Annotated in this window: 13 protein-coding genes and 1 pseudogene; 8 read left to right on the top strand and 6 right to left on the bottom strand. The window is 55.1% G+C overall.

The genetic code is table 11. The features are described 5' to 3' along the window. Positions 1-146 precede the first annotated feature (146 nt). The 4 genes and pseudogenes from EKM90_RS11540 to EKM90_RS11555 all read left to right on the top strand — a co-directional run. Positions 147-365: pseudogene (locus EKM90_RS11540) on the top strand (NCS2 family permease); the annotation flags it as partial. Between the two features lie 151 nt (positions 366-516). Beyond that, a complete protein-coding gene (locus EKM90_RS11545) occupies positions 517-1731 on the top strand; it encodes a hypothetical protein (RefSeq protein WP_125582800.1) in 1215 nt (404 codons plus the stop codon). After that, a complete protein-coding gene (locus tag EKM90_RS11550; protein ID WP_125582802.1) occupies positions 1724-2416 on the top strand; it encodes an ABC transporter ATP-binding protein in 693 nt (230 codons plus the stop codon). The genes EKM90_RS11545 and EKM90_RS11550 overlap by 8 nt, the downstream gene beginning before the upstream one ends. After that, positions 2409-3617, top strand: a complete 1209-nt coding sequence (locus tag EKM90_RS11555) for a hypothetical protein (protein WP_125582804.1) — start codon at positions 2409-2411, stop codon at positions 3615-3617. Before EKM90_RS11550 ends, EKM90_RS11555 begins: the two co-directional genes overlap by 8 nt. Positions 3618-3660: 43 nt before the next feature. Here the strand turns inward: EKM90_RS11555 and EKM90_RS11560 are convergent, their stop codons facing one another. After that, a complete protein-coding gene (locus tag EKM90_RS11560) occupies positions 3661-4230 on the bottom strand; it encodes a GNAT family N-acetyltransferase (protein ID WP_125582805.1) in 570 nt (189 codons plus the stop codon). A gap of 428 nt (positions 4231-4658) precedes the next feature. Continuing rightward, positions 4659-4976, bottom strand: a complete 318-nt coding sequence (locus EKM90_RS11565; RefSeq protein ID WP_125582807.1) for a hypothetical protein — start codon at positions 4974-4976, stop codon at positions 4659-4661. 102 nt (positions 4977-5078) lie between these two features. Here EKM90_RS11565 and EKM90_RS11570 point away from each other — a divergent pair, with 102 nt between their 5' ends. Both EKM90_RS11570 and EKM90_RS11575 read left to right on the top strand, forming a co-directional pair. Next, positions 5079-6416, top strand: coding sequence for a replication-associated recombination protein A (locus EKM90_RS11570; RefSeq protein WP_125582809.1), 1338 nt, complete (start codon positions 5079-5081; stop codon positions 6414-6416). A 39-nt stretch (positions 6417-6455) separates the two neighbouring features. Further along, positions 6456-7649, top strand: a complete 1194-nt coding sequence (locus EKM90_RS11575) for an acetate/propionate family kinase (protein ID WP_125582811.1) — start codon at positions 6456-6458, stop codon at positions 7647-7649. 44 nt (positions 7650-7693) lie between these two features. Here EKM90_RS11575 and EKM90_RS11580 read toward each other — a convergent pair whose 3' ends face one another. Continuing rightward, positions 7694-9178 carry a glycoside hydrolase family 1 protein gene (locus tag EKM90_RS11580; RefSeq protein ID WP_125582813.1) on the bottom strand — a complete coding sequence of 495 codons (1485 nt, stop codon included), beginning with the start codon at positions 9176-9178 and terminating at the stop codon, positions 7694-7696. A gap of 261 nt (positions 9179-9439) precedes the next feature. On the opposite strand from EKM90_RS11580, the gene EKM90_RS11585 reads away from it, so the two are divergent. Both EKM90_RS11585 and EKM90_RS11590 read left to right on the top strand, forming a co-directional pair. Continuing rightward, positions 9440-11809: a phosphoketolase family protein gene (locus tag EKM90_RS11585; protein ID WP_125582815.1), complete on the top strand. Its 2370-nt coding sequence runs from the start codon at positions 9440-9442 to the stop codon at positions 11807-11809. Positions 11810-12136: 327 nt separating this feature from the next. Then, positions 12137-13273, top strand: a complete 1137-nt coding sequence (locus EKM90_RS11590) for a baeRF6 domain-containing protein (protein ID WP_125582817.1) — start codon at positions 12137-12139, stop codon at positions 13271-13273. Between the two features lie 58 nt (positions 13274-13331). Here the strand turns inward: EKM90_RS11590 and EKM90_RS11595 are convergent, their stop codons facing one another. The 3 genes from EKM90_RS11595 to glpK all read right to left on the bottom strand — a co-directional run bounded on the left by EKM90_RS11595 (position 13332) and on the right by glpK (position 17870). Continuing rightward, positions 13332-14036: an MIP/aquaporin family protein gene (locus EKM90_RS11595; protein ID WP_125582823.1), complete on the bottom strand. Its 705-nt coding sequence runs from the start codon at positions 14034-14036 to the stop codon at positions 13332-13334. A gap of 8 nt (positions 14037-14044) precedes the next feature. Further along, positions 14045-15880 (bottom strand): type 1 glycerol-3-phosphate oxidase, encoded by a 1836-nt coding sequence (glpO, locus tag EKM90_RS11600; RefSeq protein WP_125582819.1) that lies wholly within the window; start codon positions 15878-15880, stop codon positions 14045-14047. Between the two features lie 478 nt (positions 15881-16358). Then, positions 16359-17870 carry a glycerol kinase GlpK gene (gene glpK, locus EKM90_RS11605; protein WP_125582821.1) on the bottom strand — a complete coding sequence of 504 codons (1512 nt, stop codon included), beginning with the start codon at positions 17868-17870 and terminating at the stop codon, positions 16359-16361. Between the last annotated feature and the right edge of the window lie 157 nt (positions 17871-18027).

The raw sequence follows: 18027 nt of genomic DNA on the forward strand, positions 1-18027 counted from the left end.
AGTTGTTGGTAATGCTTGTGGGTGTTAGTCTGAGAGTGGGTCATGAAGATTCCTGCTTTCTTGTTTAGCTAGTACTAACAAGAATAGGTCTTCATGGCCTTTTTGGTCTAGTCGTCAGGGTGTTGCACTTGAATTGTAAACTGGGGAAGGAAATCGATTGGAGCGATTTAAGCGAAGCCGTGCCGGCGTTCATGGCATCGATCGTGATGGCGCTGGTGTACAACATCTCATACGGCATCGCGGCCGGATTCATTTTCTACTGCTTGATTAAACTCATTACCGGCAAGGCGAAAACGGTCCATCCGGTGCTGTGGGTGGTCACCGCCGGCTTCATCTTGGATTTTGTGTTCATGGCGTTGATGTAAGGAAGGTCTGGCTGCGACCAGGCCTTTTTTAACTGCCCAGGGTGCGCCAAGCAAACTGACTAAAAAATGTAAAACGCTTTATTATTATGAGAGCATTATTAATAATCTGGGCGTATAATGAGAAAAAGTCTTATTGTTTGGAGAATGGGCTATGAAAAATGCGGTAGCATTTGAATGGAAACGCCCGCCGTGGCAGCTGGGGTTAGTGGGCTTGCTGCTGGGCTTTTTGGTGTTGATCGTGCCGGCGATTCACTGGCAGCCAGTGCCGGTGGACTACCAAAAATATAATTATTGGCCGGTGACGGTGAGTTCGGAAAAGCGCATGGTGCAGCATTGGATTGAAAATGGCTCGCAGACTTACTCACCGACTGCAACCAAAGCGGTGAAGCCATTAAATCTTGAACAAACGCGGCGGTCAGGACGACGCTATCAGGTCATGGTGAAAGCTTTTCGCCATGGGGATTATTTAACGATTGATCAGCAGATTATCAAAGCCTTGAATGATTCCACCACTGATGGCATACGGTGGACGGATGCTAACCTCTTGATGATTGTTGAATACGGTCGCCCGATTTCTCCGCTGCATTCCGTTGCGGCGTTGCGAGCGCCTTATGAATACTTAGTGGCGCACAAGGTGAACCGACTGCCGGCGCTGGGACTGCAAAGCGGCGCTGGGCAAGCCATCACGGCACAATTGGAAAAGTCGACCTTTTTCTTGGTCATGCTGGCGGTGTTAGTCCTGATGCTTGGCCTGACTTACACCAAAGAAGCCGGCAATGGCACAGCACAGTTTATGCGCACGATTCCAGAAAGCGATTTGAAACTGGCGTTGGCTAAATTTGTGCCATTGCTGGCGTGGTTCAACCTGGCTGTGGTGGGGGCTGTCATTCTAGCGATGACTTTCTTTGCGTTGTGGCCCGATCAGAACTTTGGCTCGCTGCTGGTTCCTTATATCTACGACTGGCATGGCGAAATCTTTGCCATGGCTTTGTGGCAATTTTTGAGTTTGGAGTGGCTGGCACTGAATGTCTGGGCTTTTTTCCTCGCCGGCTTGGCTTATCTGTTGAGCATGGGCTTGCGGCGGCCAGTGGCGCTGTGTTTTGCGTTGGCAGTGGTCACGTTTGCCCGGCAACTAGGTTTGCTCAATCTGGTGCCACTGACCTGGCAAGATTTTGTGCCGGCGAAGTACACCTTGTTGCCGGATATGCTGACGCGGCAGGTGACGTTTGTTGATCAAAAGCCGTGGCAATGGCTGTTGTTGTTCTTGGGGTTCGGTGTGCTTGCTTGGGGGCTGGCCGCTGGCGCCATTTGGTTGCGCGATCATCGCCGCAGCGGACGGACGAAAGGGGGCAGGGCGCATGCTTAAGGTGCAGCATTTGAATTTTGCGTTTGGACACCAAGTGATTTTGAATGATTTAAGTTTCACGTTGCCCGATGGCTCGATCACCGGGCTGGTGGCCCCGAATGGGACAGGCAAAACCACGTTGCTCCGCTGTTTGTGTGGCTTGTTGCCAAGTGGGCCGAAGGTGATGACGCTGAACGGCATCGATCTGTACCAAAAGCGCAAGGCTTACTTGGGGCAGTTGTTCTTTCTGGAGAATTCCAACCAGCTCTACGCGGATTTAACCGTGATCGATCATCTGAAATATGTGCGTAAAATGTGGCACTCCGGCGTCGACCTGCACACCACCATCGCCAGTCTCGGTATGAACGGCTATTACAAGAAGCGCATTCGCGATTTGTCGCTCGGGATGAAACAACATGCTTTGCTGGCGATGTATTTGGTGGCAGATGCCCAGTTGATGCTGATTGATGAACCGCTAAATGGCCTTGACCCCACCAGCATCCGCCAATTCGAACGGATTTTTGCCGAGCAAAAAGCGGCTGGCAAGACGCTCTTGGTGTCATCGCATCAGATGGATAGCGTGGCGCGGGTGTCTGACAACGTGTTCTTTCTTAAAGACCAAACGATTTTGGCGGAAGCTAACACCGGGCAGGACATGATGGCAGAATACGGCCGCATTTTCTTGGGGGAGGAGGCGCATGCTTAGTCAATTCGCGCTCGATTTCAAACGCCTCGCCCGCACCAGCACCACCATCGTCGGCTACTTAGCGTTCATGCTAGTGCTGCTCATCAGTTTTTTCTATTCCATCAATGACGGCGATATCGGAGCGGTGCGACAGTTTGATAATTTCACGCAAACCATGACGCAACTGGATCACGATATCACCCAGCTCCGCAAAGACAAAACGCCGAGCAAAGCTGATGCGGCGCTGCTGGCGAATAAGGCCAAGCAAAAGGCGATGATTGATGACGTGCGGCTGGCGGCTTCGGCTGAGCAAGGCACGGCCGGGATGGCGGTGACTAATCCCGATCCGCTCAATCGTACGGTGTTGAAGCTGGCGCGCTATCAACTCAAAGAAACCGAAGCGGGGCGTGGTGATCAGCTGGTGCTCTTCAAAATTGAAGGTGAGGCCTTTGACGCCTCGGTGCTCGGCCGCAAGGAAACGGTGCTGTTATATCAAACGCTGCTCAAACAGCATCGGCACCAGCAGTACTTCAACGCCCTCCGGCTTCCTGCGGCAAGCTATCTAACGGCGGAAATGCGTTCCGGGCGAACAGTGCTGCTACTGCTGGCGGTCTTGGTTGTGTTGCTGGCGGAAGGTTTTGCGCTGGATCGCCGCCAGCATACCGAAGCGCTGAGGCAAAACCTGCCGCATGGCCAGTTTTCTTTGCTACTAGCACGGGTGGCGGCGGCCGGACTGCTGGGTTTGCTGACGCTGGCCGCGGCGGTCGGCAGTGTTTACCTGCTGATTGGCTGGCATGATGGCTGGGGCAGCTGGGCCTATCCGCTGGTTTACGCCCCTACCGGCAACACAGTCGCGACGGTCACCATCGGGCAATATGGTCTGCAATGGAGCGGCTTGTTCTTGCTTGACGCGTTCGTGCTCGCCGCCCTAGCTGCCTTGGTGGATTTGTTCACGCGCAGCACCGGCGCGACCTTAGCCAGCGGTGGGGCCATCATTCTCGCAGCAAATGCCGCTTTCTTAACCGCCGGCTTGGTGCGCCCGCTGGCTCGGTTTCTGCCGAGTGCCTACCTGCAGCCCGGCCCGGTGCTGTTGCATCAAGCCAGCTGGTCGTTGTTTGAGGTGCGGGGCGGAATTGCAGTGCTGATTGGCTGGAGCGTTGTCCTGTTAGGACTGTGCTGGCTTAGGCTGCAAGCCCCAGCTACAGTGAAAACAAAAGCGTGAACGCAAAAGGCCCGCGAAATTGTTCGCGGGCCTTTGCTGTGGCTTAAAAATGGAACGTCGGGTCGGTTGCCACTTGCTGGCGCTGCAGGGTTAAACGCAGCAGTGGTACCTTTTGCCCATCCGGTAAGGTCCGGCTGTGGTTGGCTGGCGCAGCGGTAAAACCGAACTGTTTCAGCAGATTGAGTGAAGCGGTCGCGGTTTCCGGAATAATCGCGTAAAGTTCGCTCAGACCGAGTTCAAAGAAGGCAAAACCGGCCACTCGGGGAATGATTTCGGTCATCACCGCTGGTGGGGTGCTTGGCAGTTGCTCAAAGCGCATTTGCCCCTTGGTCATGCCAGCGTCGAATTGCCACAGGCAGATGCTACCCAAAAAATCATGGGTTTTACGATCACCGATGCCGTAAAGCAGGGCTTTGTTGCCCATCACCAGGCGCATTGACTGGTTCACATAGCGCGCTGTTTCCGGAATGCTGGTATCACGAGTGCGGCCAGAAATCCAAGCCTGCGTTTTATCAGCACGCAAGGCGGCCACCGGTTTGAGTTTAAAATTAGTCAGCCAGTCCAGTTCGTAATGAACAGAGAGTAGGGGATGGTACTTTTCAAAATTTGGCATGAGAACCTCCAAAGGTAAGGCTGTGGAGCTGGGCGCACTTAGCCCGACAGGTAGCCTAAGTCTGGGCATTGAAGCCTGGGCTTGGCTTCGAGGCCCAGACTGTAGCTAGCTGCTCGGGCGTTGCCCAGCGCAGCGCAACTGAAGTGGCAAGGTAAGTCTGTTCCAGCCCGTAGTTGCACTCAGAGCGGCAACGGATGAGTGTCTAGTTACGTCCAGTACCTCGAAGCCAAAGTGCGACTTCAATGCTTCTCGCTAGGCTAATCATCCGGCTAAGGGCGGCTCCACTTCGCAGCCAGTAGTCGCGCTGCGTGAGGCCAACGCCGGAGTGGCCAGCTACGCTTAACGCCTCGAAGTCAAAGTGCGACTTCAATGCGTTAAGCTAGGCTACCCATCCGGCTAAAACCGGCCTCACTTCGCAGCTTGGTTGTTTAAAATATCCCTTCATTATCCTTATCGGTAATCGGGGCGTTGAAGTTGTGATCGTAGTAATCGGCGGTCATGACCTTGTATTTACCGTTGACGAACTTGGCAATGAGGTTGCCAGGCACGGCGGTTTGCGCTTCGGCTTTGGGAATGTGGATTTCGACGCTGGGCATGGGGGTCAATGCGACGTAGCGGGCATCCGCGCCGAAGAAGGCCTCGATGTCGGCGCGGGTGGTGTCTTCGCGCATCAACATGAAATAGGTCATTTTGGCGGTAGAAAAGGCGGTGAATTCGCCTCGAGGGAATTGACTTGCAGCTGCCATGATAGTCGCCTCTTCTTTTCAGAGTTTTTGGTATTCCTAGTGTAGCATATTCTGCGGCCACCCTCGTGCATGGTACTATTGAGAGTAAAGGAAGGTGGCAAAATGGCCTCTTTATTCGAAAACGAAGCCGCGCAATTTCAGCCGTTGGCCAGCCGCATGCGGCCGCAGACCTTGGCGGAATTTGTCGGCCAGCAGCATTTGATTGGGCCGGATCGGGTGCTGACCAAGTTGATTGAAAACGACGAAGTGCCGTCGCTGATTTTCTGGGGCCCGCCAGGCGTAGGCAAAACAACGCTGGCCCAGATCATTGCCCGGCAAACCAAGGCGGAATTTGTCACATTTTCCGCGGTGACCTCTGGCATTAGTGAAATTAAAAAAGTGATGGCCGAAGCGGAGCAAAACCGTGCCTTAGGCCAGAAAACCATCGTCTTCGTCGACGAAATTCACCGGTTCAACAAGGCGCAACAGGATGCCTTTTTGCCGTATGTGGAGCGCGGCAGTATCACACTGATCGGCGCCACCACAGAAAATCCGTCCTTTGAAGTCAACGCCGCGCTGCTGTCGCGCACCCGGGTGTTTGTGATGAAGCCGCTGACGACGGCGGATCTGACCGAGTTGCTGCAGCGCGCGCTGACCGATCCGCGGGGTTACGGCTTGCAGCATGTGCAAATCGCGGATGAGCTGATCGGCCAAATTGCCGAGTTCGCCAACGGGGATGCCCGCATTGCCTTGAATACTTTGGAAATGGCGGTCACCAATGCCATGGGCGCCGCGGACGAGCCCATCGTGGTGGATCAAAGTGCCGTCAGTCAGCTGCTGACCAAAAAGGCGCTGCTTTACGACAAGAACGGCGAGGAACATTATAACCTGATTTCGGCGCTGCACAAGTCGATGCGCAACTCCGATGTCGATGCGGCAGTGTACTGGCTGGCGCGGATGCTGGAAGCAGGCGAGGACCCGCTGTACATTGCCCGGCGGCTGGTGCGCTTTGCCTCCGAGGATATCGGCATGGCCGACAGTCGGGCGCTGGAGATCACCACCAGCGTGTTTCAAGCCTGCCAGTTCATCGGCATGCCGGAATGCTCGGTGCATCTGACGCATGCGGTGGTGTACCTGAGTTTGGCACCGAAGTCGAATGCGCTGTACACCGCTTATGAAGCGGCGAAAAAGGATGCCACCGAAACGTTGGCCGAGCCGGTGCCACTGCAGATTCGCAATGGCGTGACCGGGCTGATGAAGGATTTGGGTTATGGTAAAGATTACCAATATGCCCATGAAAACCCGGATAAGTTGACCACGATGCAGACAATGCCGGATAATTTAATTAACCAGCATTACTACCATCCCACTGACCAAGGCAGCGAAGCCAAGGTCAAAGCCCGGCTGGAGCAGATTAAGGCTTGGCACCACCAGCACGACGCCCAAGATCAAGATAAATAGTGTACAATGATAGCGTGCACAATTCAAGGAGTGAGGACGATGGCAAAAGTATTAGCGGTCAACGCAGGCAGTTCGACATTGAAATGGAAGCTCTTTGACATGCCTTCGGAGCGGCAATTGGCCGATGGCTTGATCGATCGGCTTGGTCAGGCCGAATCCACGGTGAAGATCAAATACGGCAGCCACGTCTATCGCTCGGGTCATTCGATTCGCAATTTTCACGAAGCGGTGGCCGATGTGATGACCCAGATCAAAGCGCTAGGCCTCGTTGAACACTTGCACGAAATCACCGGCGTCGGCCATCGGGTGGTGGCCGGCGGCGAACGCTTCAATCAATCGGTGGTTATCGATGATGAAGTGCTGCGCAGCATTCGGGACCTCGGCGACTATGCGCCGCTACATAATCCGGTCGAAGCCGAATACATCGCGGTATTCCGGCGCTTGATGCCTTGGGCCACCCAGGTAGCGGTGTTTGACACCGCCTTTCACCAAACCATGCCGGCGGAAAACTACCTCTACAGTATTCCGTACGCTTATTATCAGCGCTTCGGCGCGCGCAAGTATGGGGCTCATGGGACGTCGGTGCGCTATGTGTCTGCCCGCGCCGCTGAGTTCCTGAATCAGCCTCTGGCTCAGCTCAAAATGATTGTGATGCACCTGGGCTCAGGCTCCAGTGTCACTGCAGTCGAACACGGCCGCTCGGTGGATACCTCAATGGGGTTCACGCCACTAGCCGGCGTCACCATGGGCACTCGCAGCGGGGATATCGATCCGTCCTTGGTGGCGTATTTGATGGCGAAGCTACATGAACCGGATATCAACAAAATGATTACGCTGCTCAACAAAGAATCTGGTCTGCTCGGCATTTCCGAGTTATCGCCGGATCAACGTGACTTGGAAGCCGTTGAAGACACCGACCCACAAGCCAAGCTGGCGCTGGATATCTACGCCAACCGGGTGGCGAAGTATGTCGGCAGCTACACGGCGTTGATGAACGGCGTCGACGTCCTGGTCTTCACTGGCGGCGTGGGCGAAAACGGCGGCGACATGCGCGCCCGCATTTTGCGCCACCTTGGCTACTTAGGGGCCACAGTGGATGCGGTCAAAAACAAAGCCCGCGGTAAGGAAATCGATTTGTCGACCGCAGAGGCAACGGTGAAAACCTTGGTGATTCCCACCAATGAAGAACTAATGATCGTCCGTGATGTGTTTGAACGGTTGCCAAAAGCATAAGAAAAAGCCTGATTTCCCGCGGGAAGTCAGGCTTTTCATTACAGTTAAGCGAGGTCGTCGCCATTCGAAGCGATGACTTTTTGGTACCAGTGGTAAGAGTCCTTCGGCGTGCGCTTCAGGGAGCCATTGCCCCAGTCGTCGCGATCGACGTAAACCAAACCATAGCGCTTCTTCATTTCGCCGGTGCCGTTGGAAACCAAATCGATGGCACTCCAAAGCGCGTAGCCAATCATCTCGACGCCATCTTCGGTGATGGCCGCTTTCATGGCCTGCACGGCATAACGCAGGTAGTTGATGCGGTAGTCATCGTGAATCTGCCCATCCGCGGCCACTTCATCCGCCCAGCCGAGACCGTTTTCGACCACGAACAGCGGCTTGTGATACCGATGCCATAAGGTGTTCAGCGCCAGCCTTAGCACAATCGGGTCGGTCGCCCAACCCCAGGCGTTGGTTTCTAGATAAGGGTTTTTCACGGTGCCGCCGCCAAGGTTGCCTTGGGCGTTTTCATCCCGCGTCGGGTCAGCAGTAATGACCGATGAGGTGTAGCAGGAGAAGCCCAGGAAGTCGGCCGGGTAAGTCCGCAGCAAGGCTGCATCTTCTGGCGTGATGTCCAAGTGGATGCCGGCTTTTTCATACTGAATCAGGCGGGCTTTCGGATAGGCACCGCCGGCTTGCACGTCGGCGTAAAACAGGCCGTGTTCCATGTTTTGCATCACGGCGAGCTGATCAGCCGGGTTGCAGGTTTCAGCATACACCGGCTGGTAAGCCAGCATCATGCCGACTTGGATGTCAGCGTTCAGTTCGTGCGCGGCGCGAACCGCTTTGGCAGAGGCCAAGAACTGGTTATGGGCGCCTTGCGCGCGGTTTTGCGGCGTCGGGTCGGTTAAGCCGCCGCCTAAGTAGGGCGCTTCATCCATGGCATTGATTTCATTGAAGGTGGTGTAGTAATGCACCTTGCCGGCATAACGCTTGAAGACCACCGCCGCGTAATGAGCGAATAGGTCCACCAGGCGCCGGTCCTGCCAGCCGCCATATTTTTGCACGAGGGCTAGCGGGGTGTCATAATGCTGCAACGTGATGCAAGGCTCGATGTGGTTTTGCACACACAAGTCGATCACTTTTTCGTAGAAGTCGAGGCCCGCTTCGTTCGGCGTGGTTTCTTCGCCGGTCGGGAAAATGCGGCTCCAAGCAATCGAGAAGCGGAAGGTGGTGAAGCCCGCCTTAGCCATCAATTCAATATCTTCTTGATAATGATGGTAAAAATCGGTGCCGCCGTGGCTTGGGTAGTATGCGTCTGGTACCATGGCCGGCGTTGCATCAGCCGGCACCTTGAAGTCGGCGCCCCACACCATCGGCGATTGGCCGGTGGTGCCATCAGCGCGGGTCCATGTCACCTGGCGCGGTGTCGTGGCGGATCCATTGGTCATCACATCAACTGCGGTGAGGCCTTTGCCGCCTTCATCAAAGCCGCCTTCATACTGGTTGGCAGCAGTCGCGCCGCCCCATAAAAATCCTTTAGGAAAACTCATTGTGACCTCCTAATTAAATTGTTCCTACAAATTTCTCAACCGCTTTCATTGTATCAAAAACTGGCGCTAACTGTCAGGGGGAATCGGCAGTTCTTTGCCAGATGAGGCAGAATGTTCGGCTCGTGGACTGGCCCGCGGTAAAATTAAACTTGTAGGAGTGGCCGGGTTCACGGCTTTTTAAGTGATTTTAAGCGAAAGTAAGTATTATTTCCGTTTTCTGTGGTATACTGAGGCCACAAGTTAAGAAAGTGAGGGACTAGCATGACGGCAACCGTTGATTACTCGTCCAAGGCATATTTTGATAAAATGACGCGTTATTGGAACGCGGTGAACTATATTTCCGTGGGGCAGCTTTACTTGCGGGATAACCCGCTGTTGAAGCGGCCGCTTGAATCAAGCGATGTGAAGTTCAACCCGCTCGGCCACTGGGGCACCATCGCTGGGCAAAACTTCATCTACACCCATCTGAATCGGCTGATCAACAAGTATGATCTGAACATGTTCTACATCGAAGGCCCAGGTCACGGCGGCCAAGTCATGATTTCCAACGCTTACCTCGATGGCACTTACAGCGAAACCTACCCTGAAATGCCGGAAAATGAAACTGGCATGAAGCTGTTGTTCAAGCGCTTCAGCTTCCCAGGTGGCGCGGCTTCCCATGCCAATGCCCAGATTCCTGGCTCGATTCACGAAGGCGGCGAACTCGGTTATTCCTTAAGCCACGCGACTGGCGCGATTTTGGACAATCCTGATGTCATCGCCGCGACGGTGATTGGGGATGGCGAAAGCGAAACTGGTCCGCTGGCTGCAAGTTGGTTCTCTAACACCTTCATCAACCCGATTACCGATGGGGCCGTGCTGCCCATCGTGCACATGAATGGGTTTAAGATTTCCAACCCAACCATTCTGTCACGCAAGTCGGATGACGACTTGCGTAAGTATTACGAAGGTATGGGTTGGGAGCCATACTTCGTTGAAGGCGACGATCCAGAAAAGCTCAACCCAGAAATGGCGAAGACTTTGGATACCATCATCGAAAAGATCAAGGCCATCCAAAAGCACGCCCGGGAAACCGGCGATGCCACCATGCCAAACTGGCCAGTACTGATTGTCCGCACGCCAAAAGGCTGGACGGGCCCGAAGGAATGGGCTGGTAACAAGATTGAAGGCTCCTTCCGTGCTCACCAGATTCCAATTCCAGTGAAGCGCGACGATATGAGTCACGCCGACGAATTGGTGGCTTGGCTGAAGTCTTACCATCCAGAAGATGTCTTTGATGACAATGGTGTGTTGAAGCCAGAACTCAAGGCCCTGACACCAACTGGCGACAAGCGCATGGCCGCTAACCCCATCACCAACATGGGCTACCACGCCAAGCCATTGGTACTGCCTGATTACCATCAGTATGCCCTTGATAACAGCGAACGCGGCAAGAACGTCAAGCAGGATATGATCATCTGGTCCGATTACCTGCGCGATTTGATCAAACTTAACCCAGATAACTTCCGCGTCTTTGGCCCGGACGAAACCATGTCCAACCGCCTGTATGGCTTGTTTGATGCAACGAACCGCCAGTGGTTAGAACGCATTTCGACCAATGGCTCGGATGAAGACATGAGCAACTCTGGCCGCATCATTGACTCCCAGCTGTCGGAACACCAGGCTGAAGGGTTCTTGGAAGGCTACACCTTGACCGGCCGCCACGGGGTCTTCACCTCCTATGAAGCCTTCCTGCGGGTGGTAGATTCCATGCTGACGCAGCACTTCAAGTGGTTGCGGGAGGCACATGAACAGCCTTGGCACCGCCCATATCCGTCCTTGAACGTGGTGTCCACGTCGACGTCCTTCCAGCAAGACCACAACGGCTACACCCATATGGATCCAGGTGTACTGACGCATTTGGCGGAAAAGAAAGGCGAATACATTCGCGAGTATCTGCCCGCCGATGCCAACTCCTTGCTGGCCATTTCGCCGAGTCTCTTCACCAGTGAAAACACCATCAACCTGCTGATCACCTCCAAGCAGCCGCGGCCGCAATTCTACTCCATTGAGGAAGCGGAAGTTCTGGCCAAGAACGGCTTGAAGCGCATTGACTGGGCTTCCACCGATGACAACGCCGAACCCGATGTGGTGATTGCTGCCGCTGGGACCGAGCCTAACTTGGAAAGCCTGGCAGCGATTAACCTGCTGCATGACCACTTCCCAGACCTCAAGATTCGCTTTATCAACGTCTTGGATCTGCTGAAACTCAAGAAGAGCGATCCGCTCGGATTGTCTGATGAGGCATTCGATGAATACTTCACCACCGACAAGCCAGTCTTCTTCGCCTTCCATGGCTTTGAAGATTTGATCCGCGACATCTTCTTTGACCGGCACAACCGCAACTTGCATGTGCACGGCTTCCGCGAAGAAGGCGCGATTACCACGCCATTCGATATGCGGGTGCTGAATGAACTGGACCGCTTCCACCTAGCCAAGGACATTGTGGAACATGTCCCAGGCTACGCTGAAAAGAGTGGGGCGTTCGTGCAGAAGATGGACGACACCTTGGCTCATCACTACAGCTATATTCGCGATACCGGCGAGGACCTGCCAGAAGTACTGGATTGGGTTTGGAAGCCAGTTAAATAAGCATCAATGAAGCAGCGGCTGGCCGCTGCTTTTTTGGTGCTGTCAAAGCGCGCCGGCAATGTCTCAGGGTTGATCAGACCGTAGCCCATAGTGCGCCCCGCGCCGCAGCCTGTAGTCGCGCTGCGCAAGGCCAACGCCCGAGCAGTTAGCTACAGTCTGGGCCTCGAAGCCAGAAACGGGCTTCAATGCCCAGACTTAGGCTACCTGTCGGGCTAAGAGCAGCCTTGCTCCGCAGCCTGTATAGTTTGCCTTCAATACTTGCAACTTGTTATGGTTAAAGTAGGCCCATGTGGCAGTTAGCCGCACCACAAGAAGGAGGAATTTGTTATGGCAACTGAAACCGTTCAAACCTTGCAGGATTTCTTGACCGCAGCGCAGACCGGCCCTTTTGTGACGTTGTATCTTCCCTTAGAGGCAGGGCAAAGCGTTGAAAAAACCAAGTTGATCATCCGGCATTTGCTCGATCACACTCAAGATGTGATGACGCAAACGGCCCCAGAAGCGGATTTTTCGCTTTATGAACGCGCGTTGAATGCGCATCTGGGCGCTCAGCCGCTGGTGGATGTGACCGGCCAAGGGGTGGGCTTGATCACCGATGGGCACAGCGTTTATCAGCGGGCGCTGGAATATCCGGTGAGCCAACTGGCGATGGTGACAGCGCGTCCGCAGATTTTGCCGATGATTTTGGATGACGAACGCCATTTGGACTTCGATTTGTTAATGCTGCAACGCGATCGCATTGAGCTGTATTTGAATTTAGGCGATCAGCTGACCAAAACTGCCTTGCCAGAGGACGCGCCGCTCACCCTGCTAGGCACGTTAGGCGAAGAACGGCGTGGTGGTTCGGTGAACACGGTGGCCCAGGGTTCCGGTCAGGTCTCCTATCATGGTCACAGCGACCGTGCCAGCGAAGAAGAAGTGGATCAACGCCGCTACTACCAAGCGGTGGATACCTATATCGCTGATCACTACTCCAAGCCCAATGCCCGGCGCCTGGTATTGTTTGGTCTGCCGCAAAACCTGGCGCTGTTCCGGGAAGTGAGTCGTAACAGCTACCTGAGCGGGTCGATGCAAGTCGAACTGAATCCAGGCAACCTGTCCTTTGCGGCCATTGATTTGGCGCTAGATGACCTGCGCATGGCCTACAGCCAGCGGCAGGCGCAAAAACTCTTGGCCCAGCTGGATAATGCCCGCGGTGCCGGCAAGTATCTCGATGCCCTCGGCAGTATTGTGGCGGCGGTGCAACAACGCGCCCTGGCGACCTTGGTGATTCGTCAAGGGGCCAGAATTCGCGGCCGTTTGGTGGATGATCAGATTGAAACCGAAAGTCCTCAGGCCCAGCACAATAACTTGCTGAATGATTTGGCCGCCATGACCGTCGCGCAAGGCGGGGCCGTGAAGGTGCTGCCATCCAGCACATTAAGCGAAGAAGTGGTTGGCATTAGCCGCTATGCCGCCCAGTAAAACAGAATCAAAGATGCCGCCGACCCTCAAATGGGGCCAGCGGCATCTTTTTTGCGGGTTAAATTAAAGTGAAGAGCAGCGCTCCAATTGCGCCGCCAACCAGCGGCCCCACTACCGGAATCCAGGCGTAGCCCCAATCGGAGTCGCCTTTACCAGCAATCGGTAGTACCGCATGCGCCAGCCGCGGGCCGAGGTCCCGCGCTGGGTTAATGGCATAACCGGTGGTGCCACCAAGTGAAAAGCCAATCGCGGTGATCAAAGCACCAACGCCGATGGGGTTGAGGCCATCCGTCCACTTGCCTTTGGTGAAGGCCAGCAGCATGAAGACCAGGACCAAAGTGCCTAACGCTTCAGAGAAGAAGTTCGCTAGTGGCCGGCGAATGGCGGGACCGGTAGCAAAAGTGCCTAAGATAGCGGCTTCGTCTTTGGTTTCCGCCCAGTGCGGATAGTATTGCAGCCAAACCAAAGCGGCCCCGAGGAACGCGCCCAGCATTTGAGCGACGATGAAAGGCACCACCCCGGACCACGGGAAGACACCAATCACGGCAAACGCTACGGTAACGGCGGGGTTGAGATGCGCCGGACCAAGGTAACCAGCGGAGTAGACGCCAAGCGTCACCGCCAGCCCCCACCCTAGGGCGATGGCAATCCAGCCGGCATCCTTGGCTTTGGAGCGGGCGAGGGAAACGCCGGCAACGACCCCGTCACCGAGTAAAACGAGTACGAGCGTCCCGATGAATTCACCGAGCGCTTGGGTCATGATAGGGGTAGTCATGCTTGCTCCTCCTTTAATCCTTGCAGTTGGGTTTCAGCAATGGTGGCATCGAGCTGCTGGGTGAGTGCCGCTTTGGTGGCCTCATCCCAGTGCAGCAGCCGCGCCATTTCGTTGATCACGGGATCATGCAGCATCGCCAAGTCAGTAGCGTGGAACAACATCGCGTTGGTGCGCCGCAGTAGGTAGTCCACTGGCGTTAAAGTCAGTTCTTCGTTGACTGAATAGCGCAGCGAAATGGTTTCCTTCAGCGATAACCCTGGCGCCGTGCCAGCATCGGCGTAAGACACGACCCGGCTGGTGTTGCTGCCAAAGCGGTTCGCCAGATCGGTAGCGTCGGCCTCTGGCAAGCCGGCGTCTTGGGCAATGCGAGTGTAGAAGTTCAGTGTTTCCGTCACGTTGGTCGGGTCAAAATGACCACCAGAAACTTGCAGCTTCTTGCTATCCACAGCCGTGAACTTGCGCCCGTCAGCGGCGAGTAGCTTGATAATCAGCGCAATCGCGCCGGCGGCCATTTTACGGTAGTCGGTAATTTTGCCGCCAGCCAGTGTCAGCATGCCGTCGCTTTCGGTATCCAGCGCGGATCCACGGGAAACTTGCGAAGGCTTGAGCGTACCTTCCGCATGCGCGGTTTTGAGCTTGCTGATTGCCGTTTCGACCTCGCTACGGGTGCTGTCACCGGCTTCATAGGCGTTAACCGTTTTGATCAATTGATCGAAGCTAGCCGCCGAGACCTTCCCAGTGCCAGCGCCGCCGCCGTTGTAATCGGAGCTCCCATTGGCCGCAATGAGTGGCCGCAGCCCGACCCAACTGGCTTCGATGTCGTTGAGGGTGACATGGGCGTCAGGATAGCGATTATTCAGCGCCGCCAATAAATAGTCCACGTCGGCCTGGGTGACCGTTGGGTGCTTGTAGTCGCCGGTAAAGTCGGTATCAGTGGTACCAAAGTAGGTTTTGCCTTCCCGTGGCACCACGAAAATCATGCGGCCGTCATGCACGCCGGAGTCGAAATAAGTTGGCTGCGGCACGGACAGCTTGCTACTGTCGATCACCAAGTGCACGCTTTTGGTTGGGCGCAGCATCGGCTCGGCCTTGAGCTGTGCGTCGCGGGCGCGCAATTTGTCGACCCATGGCCCGGTGGTGTTGATGATCACTTTGGCATGAATTTCAAATTCGTCGCCGCTTAACGTGTCTTTGGCCAGCACGCCAACTGCCCGGCCTTGGGCATCGTGTAGCACCTTCACTGCTTCGACGCGGCTGGCCATCAAACCGCCGAGTTCATCGGCTTCCTTGATGTTTTCAATCACCAGCCGGGCGTCGTTGTTCACAAAGTCCAGATAAACGCCACCACCGAGCAAATGATCGGCTTTAAGGCCAGGTTCGCGTTGCAGGACTTCGCTCTTGTCGATGGTGTAGTTGGCATACTGCGTGCCTTCCACGCCGGCGAGCCGATCGTACAGATCCATCGCGATTTTAACGGCGAACATGTCATAGGTGGCTTCTGGTTCGTCATAAATCGGCATCAGCATTGGGAACGGCCGCGGAATGTGTGGCGCGATGCCCTGCACCACGGCGCGCTCCTTAACGGTGTCACTGACGACGCCGACGTCAAAGGTCTTCAGGTAGCGAATGCCGCCGTGCACCAGTTTCGTGGAGCGCGATGACGTCCCTTCAGCGAAGTCTTGCATTTCGATCAGGCCAGTTTTGATGCCGCTGGCCGCGGCTTGAATGGCGACCCCAGCACCGGTGATGCCACCGCCGATAATTAACAGATCAAGCGGGGTGCTTTGGAGTTGGGCAATGGTTTGTTGACGAGTGGATGCGGAAAAAGTCATAACAGATTCCTCCTAGTAAAAATGAATAGGTAAAATGGCGTACAAAAAACTAGGCCCCAGAGCAAACGATTTTTGAAAGGGTGAAATGATGTCCCTAGGGTAGGGATGATGCGAATAATAAAGGTGAAATGATAGACTGACATGCGGCAGTAGCTACGGAACGAGTCTCGAAGCCAAGGAGCGGCTTCAATACTCATTCCTAGGCTACTTGTCAGGCTAAAGGCGTCCTCATTTCGCAGCCCAGTCGCGCTGCGTAAGGCCAACGCCGGAGTGAGTAGCTACGCTAGCTGGCCCGCCACCAAAAAGCGGTGGCAAACCATCTAGCTAGGCTGCTCATCCGGTTAAAAGCGGCCTTACTCCGCAGCCTAATCGCGCTGCGTGAGGACAACGCCGGAGTGGTTAGCTACGCTTACCGCCTCGAAGTCACAGTGCGACTTCAATGCGTTAAGCTAGGCTATCCATCCGGCTAAAAACGGCCTTACTTCGCAGCCTGGGGTTTAAAGGCCATGGTGGCTTTAATTGCTTGCTGCCAGCCTTGGTAGAGGTGGTTGCGGCGGTCGTCGGTCATTTCAGGATCGAAGCGTTTGCCGATGCTGATGAGGTGTTTCAGTTCATCGGTGTCCTGCCAGAAGCCCACGGCGAGGCCGGCGAGGAAGGCGGCACCCATAGCCGTGGTTTCCAGGTTAGCGGCGCGTTCAACTGGCGTGCCGAGGATATCGGCCTGGAATTGCATCAAATAATCATTGCGGGCGGCCCCGCCGTCCACGCGCAGCGCTGGAATCTTGATGTTGGTGTCTTTGTACATGGTTTCCACCACATCACGGCTTTGGTATGCCAGCGATTGCAAGGTGGCTTTGATGAAGTCGTTGCGGGTGGTGCCGCGCGTAAGGCCAAAGACAGCACCACGGGCATCGGAATCCCAGTAAGGCGCACCCAAACCAGTGAAGGCGGGGACCACATACACTTCATCTTGGCTGGTGGATTGCAGGGCGGCCTGCTCGGAGTCAGGCGCCGATTGCACCAGTTCCATGGCGTCACGCAGCCACTGAATGGCACTGCCGGCCACGAAGACGGAACCTTCTAGGGCGTAATTGACTTTGCCGTTGATTCCATAGCCAATGGTGGTCAGCAGGTTATTGGCCGACATGGTTGGCGTTTCGCCGGTGTTCATCACGATAAATGAACCGGTGCCGTAAGTGTTTTTAACCATGCCCGGTTCCAAAGCCAGTTGGCCGAACAAGGCGCTTTGCTGATCCCCGGCCATGCCGGCGATCGGCACGCCACTGCCGTAAAAGTGATACGACGCGGTTTGGCCGTAAACTTCAGAGTTGCTGTGGACTTCCGGCAGCATCGCAGCGGGGATGTTCAAAAGCTTCAAGATTTCCTCGTCCCACTGCAGGGTGTGGATGTTGAACAACATGGTCCGGCTGGCATTCGTGTAGTCGGTGACGTGAATGGCGCCGCCGGACAGTTTCCAGCTAATCCAGGTGTCGATGGTGCCAAACAGCAATTCACCGCGCTCAGCGCGTTCCTGGGCCCCGGGCACCTGATCGAGAATCCAACGAATCTTGGTTGCTGAGAAATAAGCGTCGATCAACAGCCCAGTGTGGTCATGAATCAAATCACTGTAGCCGTCCGCCCGCAATTTATCCGCAATGGGACTGGTTTGCCGTGATTGCCAAACCACCGCATTATAAATTGGCAGGCCGGTTTGCTTGTCCCACACCACCGTGGTTTCACGTTGGTTGGTGATGCCCACGCCGGCGATTTGCCGCGGCTGGATGCCGCTGTTGATAAACGCCGTGGCGATGGTTGATAGCACCGCGTTCCAGATTTCGTTGGCGTTGTGTTCAACCCACCCAGGTTTAGGGAAATACTGAGGAAATTCGCGCTGAGCATCAGCGACGATTTGCCCGCTGTGGTCGATGATCAAGGCCCGAGTACTGGTCGTGCCTTCGTCGATGGCGAGAATATATTGTTGATCAGCCATGTTTTTGCCCCCCAGTTTACAATTCAAGTGCAACACCCTGACGACTAGACCAAAAAGGCCATGAAGACCTATTCTTGTTAGTACTAGCTAAACAAGAAAGCAGGAATCTTCATGACCCACTCTCAGACTAACACCCACAAGCATTACCAACAACTCA

Source organism: Lacticaseibacillus suibinensis (assembly GCF_003946175.1).
Taxonomy (GTDB): domain Bacteria; phylum Bacillota; class Bacilli; order Lactobacillales; family Lactobacillaceae; genus Lacticaseibacillus; species Lacticaseibacillus suibinensis.